The organism is Nonomuraea sp. NPDC050556 (assembly GCF_044457355.1).
Classification (GTDB): Bacteria; Actinomycetota; Actinomycetes; order Streptosporangiales; family Streptosporangiaceae; genus Nonomuraea.
In genome coordinates, this window is sequence record NZ_JBITGU010000002.1 from 1,231,777 (window position 1) to 1,250,379 (window position 18,603).

Annotated in this window: 16 protein-coding genes; 7 read left to right on the forward strand and 9 right to left on the reverse strand. The window is 69.6% G+C overall.

Annotated elements, in window-relative coordinates:
• Window positions 1–17: 17 nt before the first annotated feature.
• On the reverse strand, window positions 18–818 hold the full coding sequence (locus tag ACIBG8_RS23815) for a sugar nucleotide-binding protein (RefSeq protein WP_397345107.1): 801 nt from the start codon (window positions 816–818) through the stop codon (window positions 18–20).
• Window positions 815–1,759, reverse strand: a complete 945-nt coding sequence (locus tag ACIBG8_RS23820) for a helix-turn-helix transcriptional regulator (RefSeq protein WP_397345108.1) — start codon at window positions 1,757–1,759, stop codon at window positions 815–817. Before ACIBG8_RS23820 ends, ACIBG8_RS23815 begins: the two co-directional genes overlap by 4 nt.
• Before the next feature lie 67 nt (window positions 1,760–1,826).
• Here ACIBG8_RS23820 and ACIBG8_RS23825 point away from each other — a divergent pair, with 67 nt between their 5' ends.
• On the forward strand, window positions 1,827–2,465 hold the full coding sequence (locus ACIBG8_RS23825; protein ID WP_397345109.1) for a VOC family protein: 639 nt from the start codon (window positions 1,827–1,829) through the stop codon (window positions 2,463–2,465).
• 60 nt (window positions 2,466–2,525) lie between these two features.
• On the opposite strand, the gene ACIBG8_RS23830 is transcribed toward ACIBG8_RS23825, so the two are convergent.
• On the reverse strand, window positions 2,526–2,804 hold the full coding sequence (locus tag ACIBG8_RS23830) for a WXG100 family type VII secretion target (protein WP_397345110.1): 279 nt from the start codon (window positions 2,802–2,804) through the stop codon (window positions 2,526–2,528).
• Window positions 2,805–2,958: 154 nt separating this feature from the next.
• A complete protein-coding gene (locus tag ACIBG8_RS23835; protein WP_397345111.1) occupies window positions 2,959–3,231 on the reverse strand; it encodes a WXG100 family type VII secretion target in 273 nt (90 codons plus the stop codon).
• Window positions 3,232–3,355: 124 nt separating this feature from the next.
• On the opposite strand from ACIBG8_RS23835, the gene ACIBG8_RS23840 reads away from it, so the two are divergent.
• From ACIBG8_RS23840 to ACIBG8_RS23850, 3 genes are all read left to right on the forward strand, one after another.
• A complete protein-coding gene (locus ACIBG8_RS23840) occupies window positions 3,356–4,072 on the forward strand; it encodes an SDR family NAD(P)-dependent oxidoreductase (RefSeq protein ID WP_397345112.1) in 717 nt (238 codons plus the stop codon).
• A 29-nt stretch (window positions 4,073–4,101) separates the two neighbouring features.
• Window positions 4,102–5,841 (forward strand): acetyl/propionyl/methylcrotonyl-CoA carboxylase subunit alpha, encoded by a 1,740-nt coding sequence (locus ACIBG8_RS23845; protein WP_397345113.1) that lies wholly within the window; start codon window positions 4,102–4,104, stop codon window positions 5,839–5,841.
• A 72-nt stretch (window positions 5,842–5,913) separates the two neighbouring features.
• Entirely contained in the window at window positions 5,914–7,284 is a 1,371-nt protein-coding gene (locus tag ACIBG8_RS23850; protein ID WP_397345114.1) for a hypothetical protein, read from the forward strand.
• Window positions 7,285–7,439: 155 nt separating this feature from the next.
• On the opposite strand, the gene ACIBG8_RS23855 is transcribed toward ACIBG8_RS23850, so the two are convergent.
• The 3 genes from ACIBG8_RS23855 to ACIBG8_RS23865 are packed head-to-tail and all read right to left on the reverse strand — an operon-like array spanning window position 7,440 to window position 12,247.
• Window positions 7,440–8,435: a LacI family DNA-binding transcriptional regulator gene (locus ACIBG8_RS23855; RefSeq protein WP_397345116.1), complete on the reverse strand. Its 996-nt coding sequence runs from the start codon at window positions 8,433–8,435 to the stop codon at window positions 7,440–7,442.
• The gene (locus tag ACIBG8_RS23860) at window positions 8,432–11,035 is read right to left on the reverse strand and encodes a glycoside hydrolase family 3 C-terminal domain-containing protein (protein ID WP_397345117.1); all 2,604 of its coding nucleotides are present in this window, start codon (window positions 11,033–11,035) and stop codon (window positions 8,432–8,434) included. The genes ACIBG8_RS23855 and ACIBG8_RS23860 overlap by 4 nt, the downstream gene beginning before the upstream one ends.
• Before the next feature lie 33 nt (window positions 11,036–11,068).
• Window positions 11,069–12,247, reverse strand: coding sequence for an ROK family protein (locus ACIBG8_RS23865; RefSeq protein WP_397345118.1), 1,179 nt, complete (start codon window positions 12,245–12,247; stop codon window positions 11,069–11,071).
• A 134-nt stretch (window positions 12,248–12,381) separates the two neighbouring features.
• Here ACIBG8_RS23865 and ACIBG8_RS23870 point away from each other — a divergent pair, with 134 nt between their 5' ends.
• From ACIBG8_RS23870 to ACIBG8_RS23880, 3 genes are read left to right on the forward strand one after another with little or no spacing between them, the layout of a single operon-like run.
• Complete coding sequence (locus ACIBG8_RS23870) at window positions 12,382–13,998, forward strand: extracellular solute-binding protein (RefSeq protein WP_397345119.1); 1,617 nt, start codon at window positions 12,382–12,384, stop codon at window positions 13,996–13,998.
• Window positions 13,991–14,890 (forward strand): ABC transporter permease, encoded by a 900-nt coding sequence (locus ACIBG8_RS23875; RefSeq protein ID WP_397345120.1) that lies wholly within the window; start codon window positions 13,991–13,993, stop codon window positions 14,888–14,890. Before ACIBG8_RS23870 ends, ACIBG8_RS23875 begins: the two co-directional genes overlap by 8 nt.
• Window positions 14,887–15,795, forward strand: coding sequence for a carbohydrate ABC transporter permease (locus tag ACIBG8_RS23880; RefSeq protein ID WP_397345121.1), 909 nt, complete (start codon window positions 14,887–14,889; stop codon window positions 15,793–15,795). Before ACIBG8_RS23875 ends, ACIBG8_RS23880 begins: the two co-directional genes overlap by 4 nt.
• A 71-nt stretch (window positions 15,796–15,866) precedes the next feature.
• On the opposite strand, the gene ACIBG8_RS23885 is transcribed toward ACIBG8_RS23880, so the two are convergent.
• Both ACIBG8_RS23885 and ACIBG8_RS23890 read right to left on the reverse strand, forming a co-directional pair.
• Window positions 15,867–17,873, reverse strand: a complete 2,007-nt coding sequence (locus ACIBG8_RS23885; RefSeq protein WP_397345122.1) for a cellulose binding domain-containing protein — start codon at window positions 17,871–17,873, stop codon at window positions 15,867–15,869.
• 60 nt (window positions 17,874–17,933) lie between these two features.
• Window positions 17,934–18,578, reverse strand: coding sequence for a WD40/YVTN/BNR-like repeat-containing protein (locus ACIBG8_RS23890; protein ID WP_397345123.1), 645 nt, complete (start codon window positions 18,576–18,578; stop codon window positions 17,934–17,936).
• Window positions 18,579–18,603 lie beyond the last annotated feature (25 nt).

Sequence of the window (18,603 nt, forward strand, 5' to 3'; positions counted from 1 at the left end):
AGAGCCCACCCGACCTGTCAGGCGCCTGAAAGGAACTCCCGCGCGCCACGCAGGCGGGTGCGCAGGTGGCGTTGGGTGGCGGCGCAGTCCAGGCGGATGTCCAGCGGGCCTTCGCCGCGGGCGGTGGAAGGCAGGGCGGCCGGGTCGAGACCGTCGCGCTCCGCGATGAGGCGGCCCAGCTCGTACCTGCTCACCGCATCGGCCCCGGCCACGTGGTGCATCCCCGGCCGAGGCGCTACGACCAGCTCGGCCAGCGCAGCCGCGAGGTCAGCGACGTGCACGGGGCACCGCACCACGTCGGTGAACAGCGCCCCGTCCTGCCGCCCGTCGGCCAGTGCGCGCACGAAGCTCTCGTGCGACGACCCGCCGTCCCCCACGATCAGCGACGTCCTGACGACGGCCGCCTCCGGCACGATCGCCTGAACTGCCACCTCGGCCGCCGCCTTGGCCGCGCCGTACGGCGTGACCGGATCGGGGACGCTGTCCTCGGTGTAGGTCACCGCCTTCCCGGAGAAGACCGCGTCGCTGGACACGTGCACCAGCCGCGCATCCGCCCTGGCTGCGGCCAGCGCCACGTTCGCCCCGCCCAGCGCCGTCGTCTCCCAGTCCGCCTGGCGGTATGCGGCGTTGACCACGACGTCGGGCAGAAGCCCGTAGTCCGCCTCACGATCCCGCACGTCAACCCGCACCCACTCCACCCCGGCAAAATCCCCGGGACGGCTCAGATACGTCGCGACCACCGTGTGCCCGCCCGCCGCCAGGACCCGGACGAGCTCGCCACCGAGAAACCCGCTACCTCCGACAACGACCACCCTCATGGCCCGCCACCGTACCGGCGGGCGGCGGCTCGGAGCTCGTCGGCCACCCTCGCCCTGAGGGAGGCGGGTTCGAGGACCTCGACCGCGGCGCCCATGCTGAGGATCGCCTCGCAGGCCCAGGCCTCGTCGTCGAAAGGCACGGTCAGCTCCTGCTCCTCGGTGGCCGTGACCGGGATGCCGGCCTGGCCGGGCACCGGGGCCAGGCGCCTCAGGCGGGGCATCACCGCGGGCGAGGCGCGGAGCCGTACCACGATCGAGGTCTTCTCGTTCTCCAGCTCCTGACGTGCCTCGGCCCACGCCTGCTCCAGCGAGAACCCCGCAGGCCGGACGACCGGGGCGTCGAGGAGCTCCACCGAGCGCACCCGCGAGACCCGGTAGGTGCGGCGCTGCCCGTCGCGCATCGCCACGAGGTACCAGTCGCCCGACGCGAGGACGAGCCCCATCGGCGCGACCTCGCGGAACACCGCAGACCCTCCACGCACGTATTCGAGGCGCGCCAGCCGTTCCCGCCACACCGCCTCGGCGAGCTGCGTGAGGCAGGGCACCGGCTCCGGCGTCGTGTACCAGCGCACCGGATCGAGGTGGAACCGCTCGGCCGTACGGCGGGCCCGCTCCCGGGCCTCCCCCGTCAGCGACGCGAAGATCTTGATGCGCGCCCCTTCGAGCAGCTCACCCAACCCGAGCTGCTGCGCCGGCCCGGCGAGCCCGAGGAACGCCAGCGCTCCGGCCTCGTCCAGCCCCACCCCGGTGAGCCGCGTGCGATAGCCGCCGTCGAGCCGGTACCCACCGGCGGGCCCGCGCGTGGAGCGCACCCGGATCCCGGCCGCGACCAGCGCCTCGACGTCGCGTTGCACGGTGCGCTCGCTGATCTCCAGCAGCCTGGCCAGCTCCTTGCCACTGACCTGGCCGTGGACCTGGAGGTGCAGAAGCAGGGTCATCATCCGGGAGGCGCGCACGTTCTCATATATACGACAGAAGATGTCGGGAACTCACGGAAGAGTGCACTCCATGAGCGAACACATCTCCGCGCGGCAGTTCCGCGAGTCAGAGGGCGTCGAGGACTGGCGGGTGCTGGGCGAGGGCGCCTGCGCACACTTCCGTACGGCGAGCGGCGCCAAGCTGGTGGCCGCGATAGCCGATCTGGACGGCGTGGCCCTCGACCTGCGCCACGACGGGGTCACCGTACGGCTGATCACCATCGAGGACGGCTACTACGGCCTGAGCGCCAGTGCCGTGGACCTGGCGCGGCGGATCTCCGCGGCGGCGCGCGAGCTGGGCATTCCCGCCGACCCGTCGGCGGTGCAGACCGTCCAGGTGACGATCGACGCGCTGGACATCGCGAACGTGCTGCCCTTCTGGCGGGCCGTACTCGCCTATGTGGACCGCGGCGACGGGCCGGAGGACATCGTGGACCCGCGCGGTCGCGGCCCGGCGATCTGGTTCCAGCAGATGGACGCCCCGCGCCCGCAGCGCAACCGGGTGCACTTCGACGTCTGGGTCCCGCACCACCTGGCCGAGGAGCGGATCGCCGCGGCGCTCGCGGCGGGCGGGCGCCTGGTGTCGGACAAGGAGGCTCCGGGGTTCTGGGTCCTGGCCGACCCCGAGAGCAACGAGGTGTGCGTGGCGACCCCGCTGACCCGCGACTGAGCCCACCAGAACGAGAAGAGCTCCCCGGCCACGGCCGGGGAGCTCCTTTCCGTCAAGCGATCAGCCGGCGCCCGTGGCGGCCGCGATGGCCTCCTTGTTCTTGCGGATGCCGTCCTGAGCCTCATCGAGAGCCTGGGAGACCTTGTCGAAGGAGGCCTTGTAGGCGTCCCAAGCCGTCTTGAACTTGTCGGCGTTCGGACCGGACCACGAAGCCGGGATCTTGGCCGCCTCGGCCTCGAGCGCCTTCTTGGCGTCGGTCACAGCCCCCGCCTGCGTCTTGAAGGTCGAGGACATCTTCTCCATGTCAGCGATGACACCGCCGACTTTCTGGTCGCCCATAGAACTCTCCCCTATGCGTCAGTCTCTGGAGTAGCGGTCAACACAATAGTCATGAATCGCCACATCTTGTAGTTTTTGCCAAAACCATCACATCAGTCCCACGCGCCCCAGACATGACGAAGCCCCGGCGAACCGGGGCTTCGTCACGAAGAATTCAGCGCGTGGCCGACTCGATGTTGCCTCGATACGTGTTGATGACGCGGGACGCCTCCTGCAGCTCCTCCGCCATCCGCTGGAACGCGGCGCGGTAGTTCTGCCAGGCGCCGTTGAACCGCTCGGCTCCAGGGCCCGTCCAGGCGGTGCCGACCTTGGCCGCCTCGCGGTCGAGTGCGGTCATCGTGGCGCGCACGGTCTCCGACTGCTGCGTGAACTGCGTGGCCATCTGCTGCATCTCACCGGGATTGCCACCGAGCAGGCTCTGGCTCATGCGTACCTCCTGAACGTGGGATAGGCGCCCTCACCATAGGCGGCCCACCCGGCCGTCGCCCCGGGTTATACCGAGCGGCTATGGTCGTCCAGAGGATTATTCGGATCAAAGGAGCATTCCACCTATGCGCGAGGTTGTGGTGACCGGTGGAGGCACCGGAATCGGCTACGCGATCGCCGCCGCATTCGTCTCGCTCGGCGACCGGGTCACGATCACGGGACGCCGCGAGCACGTGCTCAAGGACGCGGCCGCCCGGCTGGGCGCGGAATACCTTCCCTTCAACGCCGCCAGCCCCCTCGCCGTGAAGGAGGCGGCCGCCAGGCTGCCCCAGCGGGTGGACGTGCTGGTGAACAACGCCGGCGGCAACACCAACCTCGACCGCGCCAAGTCCGACGAGGACCTCATGGACGTCGCCGAGGCCTGGTGGGCCAACCTCAACGCCAACCTGATGTCGGCCGTCCTGGTCACCACCGCGCTGACCCCCAGGCTGACCCAGCGGGTCGTCACGATCGGCTCGATCGCCGCCCGCGGCACAGGATCGGGCTCGTACGGCGCGGCCAAGGCGGCCATCGAGGCGTGGACCGCCGACCTCGCGGCCGAACTCGGCCCGCGCGGCATCACCGCCAACGTCGTGTCGCCCGGCCTGATCGTGGAGACCGAGTTCTTCCGTGGCAGGCTCACCGACGAGGGCGTCAAGCGCCGCGTCGAGGGCACCCGCAACGGCAGGGCGGGCACGCCGTCCGACGTCGCCGACACCGTGCTCTTCCTGGCCTCCCCGGGCGCCAGACACCTGACCGGGCAGGTGGTCCACGTCAACGGTGGCGCCTACCTGGGCCGATAGGCTCCGTGAAAAAGAGAGGAAAGACGTCGGTGCAGAAGGTTCTCATCGCCAACCGCGGCGAGATCGCGGTGCGCGTGGCCCGCGCATGTAGGGACGCGGGGATCGGCAGCGTCGCCGTCTACGCCGACCAGGATCTCGACGCCCTCCACGTGAAGGTCGCCGACGAGGCGCACGCGCTGGGCGGCCAGTCGCCAGCCGAGACCTACCTCGACATCGCCAAGCTGCTGGCGGTCGCCGCCAGGACCGGCGCTGACGCGGTCCACCCCGGTTACGGCTTCCTGGCCGAGAACGCCGACTTCGCCCAGGCCGTCATCGACGCCGGGCTGACCTGGATCGGCCCGCCGCCGTCGGCGATCTCGGCGCTCGGCGACAAGGTGCAGGCCAGGCACATCGCGCAGAAGGTCGGCGCGCCCCTGGTCGCGGGGACCAAGGACCCGGTCGCGGACGCGGAGGAGGTGCTCGCCTTCGCCCGCGAGCACGGCTTGCCGATCGCCATCAAGGCTGCTTTCGGCGGTGGCGGGCGCGGCCTCAAGATCGCTCGCACTTTTGACGAGATTTCCGACATGTATGAGTCGGCCGTCCGCGAGGCCGTGACGGCCTTCGGGCGCGGCGAGTGCTTTGTCGAGAAATATCTGGACAAGCCGCGCCACGTCGAGACCCAGTGCCTCGCCGACCAGCACGGCAACGTCGTCGTGGTCAGCACCCGCGACTGCTCGCTCCAGCGCCGCCACCAGAAGCTCGTGGAGGAGGCCCCGGCCCCCTTCCTCAGCCAGGAGCAGATGGACCTGCTCTACACCAGCTCCAAGGCCATCCTGAAAGAGGCCGGCTACGTCGGCGCAGGCACCTGCGAGTTCCTCGTCGGCCAGGACGGCACGATCTCCTTCCTGGAGGTCAACACCCGGCTGCAGGTCGAGCACCCGGTGACCGAGGAGGTGTCGGGCATCGACCTCGTGCGCGAGATGTTCCGCGTCGCCGAGGGCGAGGAGCTGGGGTACGGTGACCCGGCGCTGCGCGGCCACTCCATCGAGTTCCGGATCAACGCCGAGGACGCCGGGCGCGGCTTCCTGCCCGCTCCGGGCACGCTGACCGCGATGCGCGCGCCCAGCGGGCCAGGCGTCAGGCTCGACTCGGGCTACGAGGCCGGGATGACGGTGCCGCAGACATTCGACTCGCTGGTGGCCAAGCTCATCGTGACCGGGCGCAGCCGTACGGAGGCGTTGGAAAGGTCGCGGAGGGCGCTCGGCGAGTTCGAGATCGACGGGATGCCGACCGTTCTCCCCTTCCACCGGGAGATCGTGGAACATCCGGCGTTCACGGCCGAGCCGTTCACCGTCCACACCCGGTGGATCGAGACGGAGTTCGACAACACCATCCCGCCCTACTCCGGCGCGGCCGAGGTCGACGAGCCGTCGCCGCGGGAGAGCATCACCGTCGAAGTGGGTGGAAAGCGCCTCGAAGTGGTCCTGCCTGCGGGGTTCGGCGCCTCTACGCCCTCGGCGAACAAGACCCCGAAGCGTACGGCGGGCGGCGCGGCCAAGAAGGCGGCGAGCGGCGACGCCCTGGTGAGCCCGATGCAGGGCACCATCGTCAAGGTCGTGGCGGCCGACGGGGACACCGTGGCCGAGGGCGAAACGGTCGTGGTGCTGGAGGCGATGAAGATGGAGCAGCCGCTCACCGCCCACAAGGCGGGCACCATCACGGGGCTGGCTGCCGCGGTGGGGCAGACCGTCACGTCAGGTGCCGTGATTTGCGAGATCAAGGACGTGTAGCGGGTAGCGTTCACCGTGAGGAACTTTGCCGATCGCCCGTTCGTCCTCAAGGGCGAAGGAGGCTTGCTGCCGATGACCCACTCGCTGCGCCGGGCAGGGGCCGCGCTCGTTGCGCTGGCCGCCGGTCTGTTTGTCATTCTCGCGCTATCCCCCGCCGCGCACGCCGCGGCCGAACCCGACGCCAACACGGTGGTCGCGCAATGGAAGGGCGGTGACCCGCTCTACGTCGAGTCGGGCTCCGCGCTGACCTCGGACCAGCAGTCCGAGATCCGCGACGACCTGAAGAGCGCCAACACTCCGGTGTTCGTCGCCGCGCTGCCCAACGGCTCGGTGTCCGACCCCAAGGCTTACCTGACCACATTGGGCAAGACGTTGCAGTCGTCGGGCAAGGGCGGCCGCTGGGCCGTCGCGGTCCTCGACGGCAAGTCGCTGTACGCCGGGGGCAACTTCGGCAAGTCCGGCCTGGTGAACCGGCTCTCGCAGCTCGCGGTCAGCAACAACGACGACATCGTCAAGGGCATGGCCGACTTCACCAAGCGCGTCGACCTCGCCGCCAACAACAAGAAGTCCGCGCTCGACTCCGGCTCCGCCTCGGGCGGCGGCGGCAGCGGCGTGCTGATCGCCCTGGGCGGTCTCGCGGTCGTCGGCGGCGGTGGCTACTTCCTCTACTCCAAGAACAAGAAGAAGAAGCGCCTGGAGCAGGAGGCCCGCGACCTGGCCATGGTCAAGCAGACCGTGGAGGAGGACGTCACGAAGTTCGGTGAGGAGATCACCGCGCTCGACACCGACGTCTCCCTGGCCGGTGCGGGTGGCGAGCACATCACCGAGTGGCAGCAGGCCCTCGACTCCTACGAGAAGTCCAAGGCCCAGCTCGCCGCGGTGACCAAGGCGGACCAGGTCCGCGACGTCACCACGACGCTCGAGGACGGCCGTTACGCGCTGGCCGTGGTGAAGGCCAAGGTCAACAAGACCCCGATCCCCGAGCGCCGCGCGCCCTGCTTCTTCAACCCGCAGCACGGCCCGTCCGTGCGCGACGTGCGCTGGGCCCCGCCCGGTGGCGCGGTGCGCGACGTGCCCGCCTGCGCGATGGACGCGGAGGCCGTGGAGCGCGGCTTCGACCCGCAGATGCGCGAGGTCATGGTGAACGGCCAGCGCAGGCCCTACTACGACGCGGGCCCGGCGTACGCGCCGTACGCCTACGGCTACTACGGCGGCTTCGGCGACATCATGACCGGCATGTTCATCGGCACCATGATGGGCAGCATGTGGGGCGGCGGCTTCGGCGGCTACGGCGCCGGCTACTCCGAGGGCTACAGCGACGGCGGCGGCGGTGACTTCGGCGGCGGAGGCGACTTCGGAGGTGGCGACGGCGGCGGTGGCGGCTGGGGCGACTTCGGCGGAGGCGACTTCGGCGGCGGAGACTTCGGTGGAGGAGACTGGTAAAGGCTCGTCAGCTGCTGCGGCTATGTGACGCACGAGGTTTCATACCCTCAACTCGAGGGGGCGGGCCGTCGTCATGAGACCGTGAGGGCTGGTGTCCTGGGTTCTGGGTAAAAGCAGAAGAGCGCGTTCCCTCGTGACGAGGGGGCGCGCTTTTTCTATGTGCTCTGCCGTACGGTCAGCCGAGGTTCGAGGAGGGTCGCGTCGGTTACGGCGCGGCCCTCCAGCTTTTCCATCAGCAGCATGACCGCCTGTCTGCCGACCTCCTCCGCGGGGATCAGCACCGAGGTCAGCGGCGGTCCGGCCCGCTCGGCCACGTCGTCCGGGCAGAGCGCGACCACCGCGACGTCCTCGGGCACCCGCCTGCCGAGCTGGCGGAGCGCGGCGAGCACGTGGTTGACGGCCGCCTCGTTGTGCACGACGAGCCCGGACAGGCCCGGCCGCTCGTCCAGCAGCCCGCGCACGGTCGCCAGCACCTCGTCGAACGTCTCCTCGCACGGCACGGCCACCCCTGAAGCTCCCGCGACGGAGGTGAACCCGGCGAGCGTGCGGCGGGCGAAGCCGGTGCCGCGCGAGTAGACCACGGCTGGCGCGCCGAGCAGCGCGATCTCGGTGTGCCCCCGGTCGGCCAGGTGCGTGGCGCAGAGCGCGCCCGCCTGGAAGAAGTCGAGGTCGACGCAGGTCAGCCCGGCGGAGGAGGCGGGGAAGCCGATGAGCACGCTGGGCTCGGCCAGCTCGCGCAGCAGCGGCACCCGCCCGTCGTGCTCCTCGATGTCCATGAGGACCAGGCCGTCGACGAGCGCGCTCGCCGCGACCCTGCGGATGCCCTCAGGCCCCTCGTCGGCGGTCAGCAGCAGCACGTCGTGCTCGTAGGCGCGGGCCGCGGTGACCACGGCGGTGGCGAACTGCATCAGCACCGGCACGTGCATGCCCGCGCGCAGCGGCAGCACCAGCGCGATCACGTTGGCCCGCTTGCTGGCCAGGGCGCGGGCGCCCGCGTTGGGGTGGTAGCCGAGCGCCTTGATGCTGTCGAGGACCCGCCGCTGGGTGTCCGCGGAGATGGTGCGCTTGCCGCTGAGCACGTAGGAGACCGTGCTGACGGCCACCCCCGCGTGCTTGGCGACCTCCGCGATCGTGACGGTCCTGCCGCTCAAGCGAGGCTCCTGAGAGTGATGCCGACGTCTTCGAACACCACATAAAGATCGTGCACCCCGGTGGTCTCCGCAAGCTCCGACCTGACCTGGACGAACGTGTACCGGTCGGTGCGCGGAACGGGGAAGGTCGCCAGCACCCGCCCGTGCAGCGGGTCGCCCTGGCGCAGGGTGACGACGCCGCCCTCGGCGCTGCCCGCCTCGATCACGCCGGTCCCTCCGTCCATGTCCACGTCGTGGAAGGCGATCCACGCCCCTTCCGCCTCGGAGCGTACGGCGTCGCCGGACACCTTGGCCGCGTCCACGAAGGCGATCGCGTCGTAGGCGTCGTGGTCAGTGGCGACCAGCGGCCAGCCGCGCGGCGGGATCGTCTCGCCCTCGACCGAGAAGGCCGCGCTGACCCGCAGGTCGGTGGCGCTGCGCCCGGCCATGAGCTGGTGCGGCGCCGTCTCGACGACGAACCTGGACCGGGTGACGTCCCAGAAGGCGAGGTCGGCGACGGGGATTTCCAGGGAGACGGTACGGCTCTCGCCGGGCGCCAGCCGTACCTTCTCGAAGCCGCGGAGCCGCCGCAGGGGCTGCTTGACGCGGGATCGGCGCTGGTGGCTGTAGAACTGCACGACCTCGACGCCTGGCCTGGTGCCGGTGTTGGTCACCGTGACCTGCGCGCGCACCGTCTCACCGACCTCGACCACGAGCCGGGAGTAGGAAAAGTCGGTGTAGGACAGGCCGTGGCCGAAGGGGTAGGCGGGGATGCCCCGGTAGTACAGGTAGGTGGCGTCGGTGGCGATGATGTCGTAGTCGAGCAGCTCGGGCAGCTCCCCCGCCGACCGGTACCACGTCTGGGTCAGCCGCCCCTCGGGGTCCGCGTCGCCGAACAGCACCTCGGCCAGCGCGTGGCCGTACTCCTGGCCGCCGTGCGCGGACCACACCACCGCGGGCACGGGCGAGGTCCAGGCGACCGGGTAGCCGCTGCTGATCACCATCACCGTGCGCGGGTTGGCCCGCCGTACCGCCTCGACGACGGCCTCCTGTGCCGGCGGGAGGGACAGGTCCGTGCGGTCCTCGGTCTCCCTGCCGTTGACCAGCGGGTGGTCGCCGACCACCACGACCGCGACGTCCGCCTGCGCGGCGAGCGCGGCCGCCTCCTCGGCGCCCTGGCGTTCCACGGTCAGCGAGACGGCCTCGTCGGCGTCGTCCACCAGCCTGCCCCCTGCGCCGACGTAGCGGCCGGTGAAGACGTGGCGCAGCACGATCGAGCCGCGCGGCCGCTCCTGCAGCCGGAACGTCTGCCGCACCTCCCACCCGTTCGGCCCAGGCTGGTCGGCCACGACGCGGTCGTCGGCGTCCACGGAGAGGTAGCGTCCGTTGGCGACGGCGCGCAGCGCGTAGGCGCCACCGCCCCAGTCGAACAGGTCGAACTCGCCGTACTCGGCGCTCAGCCTGACCCGGTCGACGCCCTCGCAGAAGACGACCTCGCACCGCGCGGCGAGGCCGTCCCTGGCGGTGACGGCGTAGGGCAGGGTGCCGCTGTACCAGTCCTCCATGAGCGCGTCGCCGAGCTGGCCGATCACCGCCACCTTCGTGACGCCCGCGAGCGGCAGCAGGCCGTCGTTGGCCAGCAGCGTGATCGAGCTGCGCGCGGCCCGCCTGGCCAGCGCCCGGTGTTCCGCGCAGTTGACGACGTCCTCGCCGATCTCCTCGGACTCGCCGAGCCGGTGCCTGATCGACAGGGTGTGGCCGACGGCCCGGTCGATGTCGTCCTCGGTGAGCAGGCCGCGTTCCAGGGCGGCGCGGAGGTGGGCGATCGTGGCCTCTGGCCGGTCGTCGTCCTGGGTGAAGCTGTCCAGGCCCGCCCTGATCGCGTGCGCGTACGCCTCGGGCAGGTCTTCGTAGTAGGCCTGCAGCCCGGCCAGGTTGGCGGGTGCGTACGCGTCGCTGACGACGAGCAGGTCGTCCGGCGCCCAGGCCCGCAGCACCTCGTTGATCAGCGGCGACAGGTGCGCGGGTCGGCCGTTGACCAGGTTGTAGGACGGCATGACCGCGACGGCCGCGCCCTGCTCCAGGGCCGGGCGGTAGGCGGGCAGCTCGTACTCGTGCAGGACGCGCGGCGGCAGGTTGCTCGAGGTGACGCAGCGGTCGGTCTCGTTGTTGTAGCCGAGGAAGTGCTTGAGCGTGGGCGCGGTCCTGAGCACGTTGGGATCGCTCCCACGAAGCCCGTGCGCGTACGCCGCCGCCATGACGCCGGTCAGCCAGGGGTCCTCGGAGTAGCCCTCCTCGTTCCGCCCCCACCTGGGGTCGCGCAGAGGGTTGACCACCGGGGCCCAGACGTTGCGCCCGGCGTCCTTGTGCCGGAAGGCGAGCACCTCGGCGCCGACCGCCTCGCCGATCCTGCGGACGAGCTCCGGGTCCCAGGTCGCGGCCAACCCCACCGCCTGCGGGAACACCGTTGCGGGACCGAGCCAGGCGACGCCGTGCAGCGCCTCCGTCCCGGTGCGGAAGGCGCGCAGGCCCAGCCGGTCGATCGGCGCCTGGTACTGGTGGAGCAGTCCGAGCTTCTCGTCCAGCGTGAGATCGGCGCTGTCGAAGCGCTTCGATTCCATATCACCGTAGGGTGCTCCCCGGTGTGAACCACGTCAAGAGCTGTGCGGCAAACTCCCCGAATCCACCGAATCCAGGACGCGCGCCGCGCCGCCCAGCGCGGCGGCGTCGAGCCCAAGCGTGGAGGCGACGATGCGGCTCCCTCCGGCGTCGGGGGCGATCGTCCTGGCCCGCACCTCGGCCTCGACGGCGGGCAGCAGCCACGGGGCCAGCGGCACGTAGTAGCCGCCGAGCACGACGACCTCCGGGTTGAGCACGTTCGTCAGGATCGACACGCCCCTGCCCAGGTCGCGGCCCATCCGTTCGAGGCGGGCGACGTCGCCCGCGCGGGCCCGCCGTACGACCTCCTCGACCTCGGCCTCGATCTCCCCCGGGGACAGGTCGTGCCCGACGAGCGCGCCGATGCCCGCGAGCGCCTCCAGGCAGCCGCGCCTGCCGCACCTGCACTCGGGGCCGTCCTGGTCGAGCTGGACGTGGCCGAGCTCGCCGCTGTAGCCGGCGCCGCCGCGGCGCAGCTGCCCGTCGAGGATGACGCCGACGCCCACGCCGATCTCGCCGGTGAGGTAGACGAGGTTGGACGCGCCGCCGTGCGGTCCGAACCGCTGCTCGGCCAGGGCCGCCAGGTTGGCGTCGTTGTCCACCGAGATCGGGAAGCCCGGCGCGCGCAGCACCTTGGCCAGGTCGCCGCTCAGGTCGCAGTCGTGCCAGCCGAGGTTGGGCGCGACCCTGATCAGCCCCTGCACGTCGACCAGTCCTGGTACGGCCAGCGTCAGCCCGAGCACCTGGCGCTCGTCCTTCGCCATGCGGTTGACCACCCGCCTGACCACCGCGCCCACGGCCGCCACGCCCTGGTCGGCGGAGAAGGCGCGCCGCCACGACAGCAACTGCTCCCCCGCCAGGCCCACGGCGACCGCGGTGATGTGGTCGACGTTGATCTCCACCCCGATGGCCGCGTACGGCGAGCCGTCCAGGACCAGCATCGTGGCGGGGCGGCCGACCCGGTTCTCCGTCAGCCCGGTCTCGCGCACGAGCCTGCGCTCGATGAGGTCGGCGACCAGGCTCGACACGGTCGCCTTGTTCAGCCCGGTGGTGGCGGCGATGTCCGCGCGCGAGCACGGCGCGTTCTCGCGGACGAAGCGGAGCACGACCGCGAGGTTGGTCGCCCGGACGTCGGCGAAGTCGGCCGGCTGGGGGTTCGTCGTAAAAGTGATCAAGATCGGTTCCGTTCCCGCTCGGCCAAGCTGGCTCCATCATGCCCTATCGGTGTGCCCTTGTGGCGGCGGTCACCCTGGACTAATTTGTTTGGCTATCAGACGAACTAATCCTACATCTAGGAAGGGAGCGCGCCATGTCAACGCCCAACCGCCGCGGCTTTCTGGCCCTCGCCGGCCTCGGACTGCTGTCGGCATGCACCACCGCACCAGTCTCACGTAAGGGCGCCGGCACGGCGGAGGCGGTCGACAAGCTGGCCCAACTCCTTCCCAAGCACATCCCCTACGCGGGCGTCACCCCCGACGTGAACACCCCGGTCTCCATCGGATTCACGAAATATCCGGACACGCTGGTCAAGGCGATCACCGAGGTTCCCGGCAAGGGCAGCTCGTTCACCGCGATGACCCCGCTGTGGGGCCCGCCGCCACCCACGCCCAACGCCTACAACGACGCGGTCAACAAGGCGCTCGGCGCGACCGTGAAGCTGAACATCGTCGACGGCAACTCCTACGGCGACAAGCTCGCCCCCATGCTCGCCGCCGGGAACGTCCCGGAGATCACCGCGGTCCCCGGCTGGATCCTCCAGACCCTGTCGGACTTCGACAGGACCATCGACAAGCTCTTCACCGACCTCGGCCCCTACCTGTCCGGCGACAAGTCGGCCGCCTATCCGATGCTGGCCAACATCTCCGAGGAGGCGTGGGCGTTCGGCGTCTTCAACGGCAAGCTCATGTCGGTCCCCCACCCGGGGATGAGCCCGGTCAAGGTCACCTACTATCGCCAGGACATCCTCGCCAAGCTCGGCGCGCAGCCGTGGAAGACCGCGGACGAACTGTTCGAGCTGGCCAGGAAGATCACCGACCCCAAGAAGAAGCGCTGGGCGTTCGGCGGCATCCAGCAGGAGATCGAGCGCGCCTTCCGCGCCCCGCGAGACTGGCGGCTGGACGGCGGCAAGCTCGTGCACCGGTACGAGACCAAGGAGTACGCGGACGCGGTCGCGTTCCAGCGCAAGATCTACGAGGCCGAGCTCGTCCACCCGACGATCGTCTCCCAGGGCATCACCGCGCCCGCGGGCAAGGAACTCTTCGAGGCCGGGCAGGCCGTGATCGCCGAGGACGGCTTCGGCGCCTGGCACGAGGCCGTCCAGCGGCAGGCCACGATCAACCCCGAGTTCGCGATGGCGCCCATCTACTGGACGGCGGACGGGGGCGCGCCGTTCGGCTGGTACCAGGAGCCCGCCTGGATGTACCTGTTCCTGCGCAAGGACCTGCCGAAGGAGAAGGTCGAGGAGATCCTGCGGATACTCAACTGGTTCGGTTCGCCGATCGGCACCGAGGAGTACCACCTGTGGCGGTACGGCGTGGAGGGCACCCACTACACGCAGAAGGCGGGCGAGTTCCCCGTCTACACCAAGAAGGGTCAGCAGGAGGCGCAGCCGCCCACGTTCTTCTTCCTGTCCAGCCAGCTGGAGCCGGACAGCGAGTATTACCCCGGCTACCTGAAGGAGTCCGGCGAGTACAAGCTGAACTGGTACAACAGCCGCGAGAAGTACCCCTTCGAGGGCATCCGCAAGCAGGACCCGTCCAAGCTGGCCGCCGCGCAGCAGCCCACAGAGGACAAGGTCAAGGACATCGTCAAGGGCCGCCGCCCCCTCACCGACCTGGCGCAGGTCGTCGAGGAGTGGAAGACCGCGGGCGGTGAGGAGGCGCGGGCCTTCTTCATGAAGGTCCTCAAGGACAACGGGCGTGTCTAGGCTCCGGCGCGACTGGCAACTCCTGGTGATGGTGCTGCCGGCGATCGGGCTGCTCGCGGTCTTCCACTACGTGCCGACGTTGTGGAACGTGATCGCGTTCCTGGACTACAGCCCGATCGACGGCATCATCGACAGCCCCTACGTGGGGCTGGGCAACTTCACCTACCTGATGGGCGAGCCCGCCTTCTGGCATGCCGTACGGAACACCCTGACGATCACGCTGTTCCAGCTCGTCTTCTACTTCCCCGTGCCGATCGCGCTGGCGGTCCTGCTCAACGGCGTGCTCAGGCCCAAGCTGCGCGCGGCGATCCAGAACATCGTCTACCTGCCGCACTTCTTCTCCTGGGTGCTGGTCGTCACCGTGTTCCAGCAGATGATCGGCGGCGCGGGACTCACCGCGCAGACCATGCGCGACTGGGGCATGAACCCGATCGACCTGATGACCAACCCGGACACCTTCCTCGGCCTGGTCACCGCCCAGGCGATCTGGAAGGACGCGGGCTGGGGAATGATCATCTTCCTGGCGGCGCTCAGCACGATCAACCCCAACCTCTACGAGGCGGCAGCCGTGGACGGCGCCTCCCGGCGGCAGCGGCTGTGGCACATCACGCTGCCCGGCCTGCGCCCGGTCATCGTGCTGCTGCTCATCCTGCGGCTGGGCGACGCGCTCAACGTGGGGTTCGAGCAGTTCATCCTGCAGCGGGACGCGGTGGGGATGGGCGCCGCCGAGGTGCTGGACACCTACGTCTACTGGATGGGGCTGCGGACCGGCGACTGGAGCATCGGCGCCTCCGCCGGGCTGTTCAAGGGCGTCGTCGGGCTCGTCCTGATCCTCGTGGCCAACAAGATCGCGCACAGAATCGGCGAGCAGGGGATCTACCAACGATCATGAGTACTGTCATCCGTCCGGCCTGGGACGAGGAACCGTCCGTCGCCGGCAAGATCGGCAAGGCGCTTGCCCTGCTCCTCACGACGCTGGTCGTGGTGTTTCCCATCTACATCGTGGTGCTGACCAGCATCTCCTCGCCCAAGGCCATCAACGACGCCGGTGGGCTGGTCATCGTGCCCGACGGGTTCAGCTTCCAGGCGTACGCGGAGGTGCTCGGCGGGGGCGTCGTGGTGCGGGCGCTGATGGTCAGCATCGGGATCACCGTGGTCGGGACGGCGTTGAGCCTGGCCGTCACGGCGCTGGCCGCGTACGGGCTGTCCAGGCCGGGGTCGCTGTTCCATCGGCCGCTGTTGTTCCTGGTGCTGGTCACGTTCCTGTTCGGGCCGGGGATCATTCCTTCGTACATGATGGTCAACAGCCTGGGGTTGATGAACTCCTACGCGTCGCTGATCCTGCCCACGGCGATCTCGGCGTTCAACCTGGTGGTGTTGCGTGCGTTCTTCATGGCGATCCCCATTGAGGTGATCGAGAGCGCGCGGATCGAGGGGGCCAGCGACTTCCACATCCTGCGGAAGATCGTGTTGCCGCTGTCGAAGGCGGCTCTGGCGGTGATCGGGCTGTTCTACGCGGTCGCCTACTGGAACGCGTTCTTCAACGCGTTGCTGTATCTGGATGACAGTGGGAAGTGGCCGTTGCAGATGGTGTTGCGGACGTACATCTTGCAGGGGCAGCCGATGCAGACGGCCAGTGGGGTGATGGACGCCAGCGGGCTGGGGCTCGCTGCGGTGCCTGTCACGTCGGTGCGGATGGCGGTGTTGGTGCTGGCGATGGTGCCGGTGGTGCTGATCTATCCGTTCATCCAGCGGCACTTCATCAAGGGTGTGATCATCGGCGCGGTGAAGGGCTGATCTTCGTACGGCTGCCGCCCCCTTTGTGAGGGCGGCAGTCTCTTTTATCGGGATTTTTCAGGTGAGGGTTGTCAGGCGGGTGTGCAGGTGACAGCGGTCGGTGCGGTGTTGGCGCTGGACCAGGCTCCGGTGAAGCCGAAGCTGGTGGTGGCGTTGGGTTGCAGGCCGCCGTTGTAGGCGACGTTGGTGACCGTCACGTTGGCGCCCGTCTGGGTGTGGGCGCCGTTCCAGAGCTGGGTGATGGTCTGGCCGCTGGGGAAGGCCCACTTCACGGTCCACGCGGTGGACGCGATCGAGCCGGTGTTCTTCACGGTCACCTCGGCCTGGAAACCGCCCTGCCACTGGCCGCCCGGCGTGTAGGTGGCTGAGCAGGCCTTACCCGTGGGGGTGGGCGTGGGCGTGGGCGTTGGCGTTGGCGTGGGCGTTGGCGTGGGCGTTGGGGTTGGGGTTGGGGTTGGGGTTGGGCCGGTGCGGTCGCCGTAGATGATGCCGCGGCCGTTCGTGCCCAGATACACGCGGCCGTAGACACGCGGGTCGCCGGTCAGCGCCTCGCCCATGTTGGCGTACTGGTGCCTGTCGTCGTTGATCCGCACCCACGACGCCCCCGCGTCGTCGGAGCGGAACAACCCGTGCACCCCGTCCACCTGCCCCACCAGGAAGATCGCCATGTACGACCCGCCCGGCGCCGCCTTGCCGAAGCCCACGTTCTCGGCAGCCGTCACGTTGGTGAGCCTGGTGAACGAGGCGCCCGAGTCCGTCGAGCGCCACACGCCGTAGACGCCGTCCGACGCGTACTTGCCGGTAGAAGGAGCACCACCCACGAGCCAGACGTGCCCCTCCTTACCGGGCACGGTCTTGAACCTGACCGTCGTCGCACCGGCCCCCTCGACGCCCCACCCGGCTCCCCCGGTCGGCAGGCCGGTCGCCGGAGCCTGGGTGAAGGACGCGCCGCCGTCCAGGCTCACGTAGAACTTGCCCCCGGCGTACCCGTAGAACTTGGCCGGATTGACCCGGTCGGACCGTACCTGGGCCTTGGCCGGGATGCCGCTGGAGGCCGTCCACGAGCTGCCCGAGTCGGTCGAGCGGCTCACCGCACCGCCGGTCGGCGACCACACCGTGACGCCGCCGTCCGCCGAGATGGCCACGTTGCCGCCCTGGGTGACCCCGGCGGGCTCGCTGCTCGCCTGCCACCAGCTGCCGCCGCCGTTGGACGAGAAGCCGATCCGGTGCACCCCCGCCGTGTCGTTGTCGCCGACCCGCACCACCTTCGACGGGCTGAGCTCGGCGAAGTCCATGCTGCGCGTGGTGACGAGGTTGGGCTGGGTGTACATCATCGGCGGCACGGCGCCGAGGTCGGTGTGCACGAATCCGCCGATGTCCCCGACGGCCGACAGCAGCGGCGGCCCGGACGGCGGGCTGATCAGGTCGAGGACCGCGGTCTCCTCCAGCCCCTCGATGAACGGTTTGATGGTGATCTTACCTCCGGCGGTGTCCCACTGCTTGAGGTTGGTCGTGCCGTAGATCGTGGCGCCCGTGCCGTACAGCAGGCGGTTGGAGTCGAAGGGGTCGATCTCCATCGCCTCGGTCATCCAGCCGAGCTTCGGGTCGACCTCGGGGGTCGTGGAGGTCTTGCCCATGGTCAGCCACGGGTGAGAGGAGATGTCCTGGGTGTAGCGGAAGGTGCGGTTCGGGTACCCGTTCCAGTCCCAGATCCGCGTCCAGGTGGCGCCGCTGTCGAGGCTGCGGAACAGGATGATGTCCGGCCACCACGAGACCTGGCTGGCCACCATGATCGTGCTCGGGTTCTGGCGGTCGACGGTGAAGCCGCTGAAGCCGTAATACGGGTCCGGGTCGGGGGTGATGTTGGTCCAGGCGCCCGTGGCGGTCGTGTAGCGCCAGACCTCGCCGTCCTCGCCGACGTACGGCCCGCCCGTGTTGCCCGTGGCGAGGTAGAGGTAGCCGTTGACGTGGTCGAGCACGCCCTTGTGCGGCACGAAGCCGGTCGGCTGGCCCGGCACGCGGCTCCAGGTGGCGCCGCCGTCGGTCGAGCGGTAGAGGTTGTTGTCCTTGTCCGCCACACCCGCGTAGATCGTCTGGGTGGCGCTGCCCGCGCTGCCGGTGCGCGAGTCGAAGGTGATTCAGGGGATGCCCTGGGTCATCGTGTTGTAGTTGTACGTGGTGTCGTTCGGGTCCTGGGCGAAGTTTCCGGCGTTGGGGAAGCTCGTCACCTTCGCCCAGGTGGCGCCGTAGTCGGTGCTCTTCCACAGGCCGTTGGCGTTGGCCGTGCCGTAGAAGAGGATGTTGTTCCTGTTGGGGTCGATGACCAGGCGCTCGCCCATGCCGCGGCCCGGCATGTTGCCGCTGCCCTTGAACGGCAGCTCGGTGACGGCCCAGGTGGCGCCACGGTCGGTGGAGCGCAGGATCGCGCCGTTGTTGGGGTCCCAGTCGTTCGTGTACATCCCGGTCGCGACGTACACCCGGTTCGGGTCGACGGGGTCGGTGGCGACGCTGACGCCGCCGACGTGGCTCCACTTGTCCCAGCCGATCCCGTCGAGCAGTGGGACCCACTTCGACCTGTCCCAGCGGTAGACCCCGCCGATGTCGGTCCTGGCGTAGATCAGGTCCTTTTCCTTCTGGTTGAAGACCAGGCCTGGGACGAACCCGCCGCCGCCTATCTTCACCCCCTTGAAGGTGTACGGATCAACCGTCACTGCCGATACCGGCGCCATCATCGCGAGCACGACGAGGGCTGCCGCGCACAGGCATAAGAGGGTTCTGCGCATACGGGAATCCTTTCTGAACAGGTCA